The 4,267-nt window shown below is 51.3% G+C and carries 3 protein-coding genes and 1 pseudogene; all 4 read right to left on the bottom strand.

Going from position 1 to position 4,267, the window contains the following annotated elements; translation table 11 throughout:
- Positions 1-423: pseudogene (locus Q7V06_RS05680) on the bottom strand (glutamine--fructose-6-phosphate aminotransferase); the annotation flags it as partial.
- Positions 424-1,587 (bottom strand): sugar phosphate nucleotidyltransferase, encoded by a 1,164-nt coding sequence (locus Q7V06_RS05685; protein ID WP_304839320.1) that lies wholly within the window; start codon positions 1,585-1,587, stop codon positions 424-426. It abuts the pseudogene before it with no gap.
- A 6-nt stretch (positions 1,588-1,593) separates the two neighbouring features.
- On the bottom strand, positions 1,594-2,808 hold the full coding sequence (gene glmU / locus Q7V06_RS05690; RefSeq protein ID WP_304839323.1) for a bifunctional sugar-1-phosphate nucleotidylyltransferase/acetyltransferase: 1,215 nt from the start codon (positions 2,806-2,808) through the stop codon (positions 1,594-1,596).
- Complete coding sequence (locus Q7V06_RS05695; RefSeq protein ID WP_304839326.1) at positions 2,808-4,064, bottom strand: phosphopentomutase/phosphoglucosamine mutase; 1,257 nt, start codon at positions 4,062-4,064, stop codon at positions 2,808-2,810. The genes glmU and Q7V06_RS05695 overlap by 1 nt, the downstream gene beginning before the upstream one ends.
- Positions 4,065-4,267 lie beyond the last annotated feature (203 nt).

Below are 4,267 nucleotides of genomic sequence, written 5' to 3' on the forward strand. Positions count from 1 at the left end.
CGCTGAACAGAGATCGCCGCTATAATGTTCCTCCACCAGGTGGGCGATAACTTCGGTGTCGGTATCCGATGTGAAGGTATGTCCCCGACCGATAAGATCACGCCTGAGTTCTGCATAATTTTCGATGATCCCATTATGCACAACAGCAATCCGACCGGTGCAGTCGGCATGAGGGTGGGCATTTCGATCATTTGGAACACCATGGGTTGCCCACCGTGTATGGCCAATCCCGATAGAACCCAATAGATCGGTATAATGAAGGTTTTCATCGGATATCCTACCACTTTTTTTTGCGATAGTTACCTTCGTATTCATTGTGGCAACGCCAAATGAGTCGTATCCCCGATATTCAAGCCTTTTCAAACCCTCAGTAACAATTTTTGCGGCCTGGCGGGCGCCAATATAGCCGACAATACCACACATCTACATCACCCGTGAACCATCCGGAATCAATCCTTCAAGTCTCCTGCCAGCCTGCACCTCAGCATTATTTCCAAGGATACACCCCTTAAGAACAACAGAAGACTCAAGTAACACCCCTTCGCCGAGGATCGCCCCAAAGGTCCCTTGATGAATCATCTTTGTCGTCTCCTCTCCAAGTGAGAATAAGCCATCTGAGGTGATCGTGGAGAGATGATCACCAATGAGCGAACCCTCACCGATAACAGAGTCGGCCATCCTCGAGTGCGATCCTATCCGGACATCATTCATAAGAATACTTTTTGTAATGAGAGTGAATGGTTCTATTACAACCCGATCGCCGATGCTTACATCCGGGCCGATGACAACATGAGGGCCAATAGATGTATCTTCCCCAATCCTGACGGGCCCGATGATGCAACAGCCAGGACCGATACTGCTGCGTGCTCCGATCGATACCGTACCTGTGATTGTTACCATTTTGCTGATCATGCCACTCCTTATGGGGGTGGTTTTTTTCAGAAGATAGTGATTCTGACCAAGGAGATCCCATGCATGGATCGCATCATTCCAGTCGCCGCCTTCTACTGCCCGTACCGGAATGCCATCTGAAATGAGTCGGGATACCATATCAGAGAGTTCACGTTCGCTGATGGATCGTATTACTTCAGGGGTGAAGAGGTAGAGACCACTACTTACCATACAGGGGCTTTTCTGATCTGGTTTTTCGATGAGAGAGGTGACGATGCCTTCCTTCACCGTCACAACACCATAATGGGCCGGGGAGAGGGATGTTGTCACCATAATGGCGTTACCATCTCTCCCCATCATCCGGAGAGAAGTCGCATCCACATAATTGTCACCCGAGAGGACGAGTGTGGTATCATGAATGAAAGGGGTTGCACATGCAAGGGCATGGGCACTTCCGAGCTGTCGTTCCTGCACAACAACCCTGACCTGATGATCAAGTGTATTCAGGTGCCGGATCACCTGCTCTTTTTTATATCCGACAACAACGATGATATCGCGTATTCCGGATTCAAGAAGAGCATCAATACAATAGTCAATGAGAGGACGGTTGCCTACTGGTATCAGTGCCTTTGGACGGTTCTTTGTAAGGGGTCTTAGCCGCCAACCCTCTCCGCCTGCCAGAATTACTGCCTGCATCCTTTGTCACCTCGAAACGACGGTGTCGTCATCATATGCGCCATCTACAAACGAATGTGGTGCTATCCGGCATCCGGACCCAATGACTGAGCCGGTATTAACCGAACAGTTTATCCCGAAGAGAACATCGTCACCGACAACTGCTCCAAACTTCTTTCTACCCGTCATCTTCCCTCCAACAGAAATCATTCCATGATCATGCCGTAGATTTGCAATCTTTGTTCCTGCACCGAAGTTGCACCCCGATCCTATAACACTATCACCAATATAGTTAAAGTGGGGAATCTTTGTTCCGGAGAAGATGACCGAATTCTTCACCTCTACCGCATGCCCGATATGGCACGAGTCTCCGATCGTGGTGATCGGCCGGATATACGCATGAGGGCCAATTATACAGTTCTTCCCGATGATACAGGGTCCCTCAATATAGCACCCTGACCGGACAACAGTCCCCTCCCCAATAGCAACCGGCCCTTTCAGAACGACGCCCTCCTCCACAATTCCATCAATTGAAGTTTCAAGACGGGAGAAGAGTGCCTCATGTGCAGCAAGAATATCCCATGGGAATCCAACGTCCATCCATGAATGGAGGGGAAGTCCGGAGAGTATTCCTTCTTCAATATAGCCGGTGAGAGCATCTGTCAGCTCATACTCCCCCCGCCCCGAGAGGCTTATTTTTCTTAACCGGTCAAATATCTCAGTTGAGAAGAGATATGCCCCGGCATTTATCATGCTGCTCTTTGGAGATCGTGACTTCTCTTCCAGATCAACAACAAGGTTTTCTTTAAGAACCACCACCCCGTAATTCTCCGGGTGTTCCGCCTTTGAAACAGCAACTGCGGGGGCGGGCATTCTGCAGAGTTCAATGAGCTCCGCAGAATTCAGGATCATATCACCGTTCATCATCAGGAAATTACCAGATACCAGCCCTTCAGCAGATCTGAGTGCATCAGCAGTACCAAGCTGTTTCCTCTGAACAACATAGTCGATCACGACACCAAAACGATTTCCGTCCCCAAAATACTCCCTGACGATCTTCTCCCCATATCCGACGACCAGAACAAAACGCCGGATTCCGGCATCACGGGCGGCGAGGATAAGGTGTTCGAGCATCGGACGGTTTCCAAGGGGAATCATCACCTTAGGACGGTTCTTCGTCAGAGGGCGCATACGCTTCCCCTCACCTGCCGCAAGCAGGATACATTCGGTCGGCTGCGCCATCACAAGACCCCCCTGATTGCAGCCTTCAACCGATCTTCTCCTTTGGTAAGGAGAGCTTTTGCCACCTGTTCTGTTCTTCCTTCCGCAGTTATTCTGACCTTCGGCTCAGTGCCGCTTGCCCTTATCAGGTACCAGCCATCCTCATCAGCAACCCTCAGACCATCAGTTGGGATCTCCGCTCCAAGAGCAGATAGCGCAGCATGACCATGGGGTGTCGGGATAGCGGATCTCAGAATAGGATATCGGGGCATTCTATCGATCTCTTCGGCGATATTCCACTCACCGGCAATCTCGCAGATGAGGGCTGCGGCATAGATACCGTCAGGGCAGAGTGAGTGTGACGGGAAGATCCAGCTTCCCGAGGGTTCTCCCCCGAGGCTGCCCCATGACAGGAGAGCCTCTGATACATAACTATCGCCGACAGGGGTGCGGCGGACGGTGGCAACCTCCTCGATCGCCATTGACGCATCCACCGTCGTTACCACCTCGTTCAAATCGAGATACCTGGCAAAGAGCATCAGGAGGTGTTCACCGGCAATGAATCGCCCCAGATTATCAAAGGCAACACAGCGGTCCGCATCCCCATCATGGGCAATTCCACATGCGGCACCTGACGCCCTGATGATGGACGGAATGTATGAGAGGTTTTCAGGCAGCGGCTCTGAAGGGCGCGGAAATGTTTTGGTCGGATCGCAATTGAGGGTTACAACAGACATACCAGCCTCTTTCAGAAGATCTGGAGTTATAACAGAACCAGCTCCTCCCCCACAATCAAGAACAACCCTCAGATCCTCTGATGGAGAGAGAGAAGAGAGGATTGCTTCACGGTGTGGTGTAACAATATCACCAGAGGTCCTGGCCCCTATTGCCTCCCAGTCGCTCCACACCGGGATCTCCTGGAGCTCTTCGATCTTCCGCTGTTGTTCAAGCGTAAAGGATGAACCATCAGGATTGAAAAGTTTCAGGCCGTTGTACTCCTCAGGGTTATGCGATGCAGTCACCATGCAGCCTGCATCGGCAGTACGTGCCGCATAAGCGACCGTCGGGGTCGGTGCGATGCCACCGGATATGACATCTGCACCGGCTGAGAGGAGTCCTGCGGTGAGAGATTCGCTGAGGAGATATCGGGTTGATCGCGTATCGCTCCCGACGATAACCCGCCTGCGGCCGGAACCAACAGCCCCCCCGACACGGAGGGCGAGATCGATGAGGGTCTGACCATATTGCATCCTGATACCGGATGATCCAAAGAGCATACAGAAAATGTGACAGGTATGGTATTATGGTTACTCATCTGCCAAAGGGACACCAGTGTTTGAGATCGAGGAGAGCTGCAATACCTGCAGTTGAGGGACCAAGATAGATGAACTCTTTTTCGTCCATGTACTGCTCCTGTATTGCAACCCCTTCATCGGATACAAGACCATCTCCTGCAATGATGATGATATTCGCCTCATCA

The organism is Methanocalculus sp., from assembly GCF_030651615.1.
Taxonomy (GTDB): domain Archaea; phylum Halobacteriota; class Methanomicrobia; order Methanomicrobiales; family Methanocorpusculaceae; genus Methanocalculus.

What these genes read in the sequence shown, in the direction of transcription:
- Q7V06_RS05685 (WP_304839320.1), bottom strand. Translation starts at nt 1,587, where the DNA reads ATGCAGGCAGTAATTCTGGCAGGCGGAGAGGGTTGGCGGCTAAGACCC.
- glmU (WP_304839323.1), bottom strand. Translation starts at nt 2,808, where the DNA reads ATGGCGCAGCCGACCGAATGTATCCTGCTTGCGGCAGGTGAGGGGAAG.
- Q7V06_RS05695 (WP_304839326.1), bottom strand. Translation starts at nt 4,064, where the DNA reads ATGCTCTTTGGATCATCCGGTATCAGGATGCAATATGGTCAGACCCTC.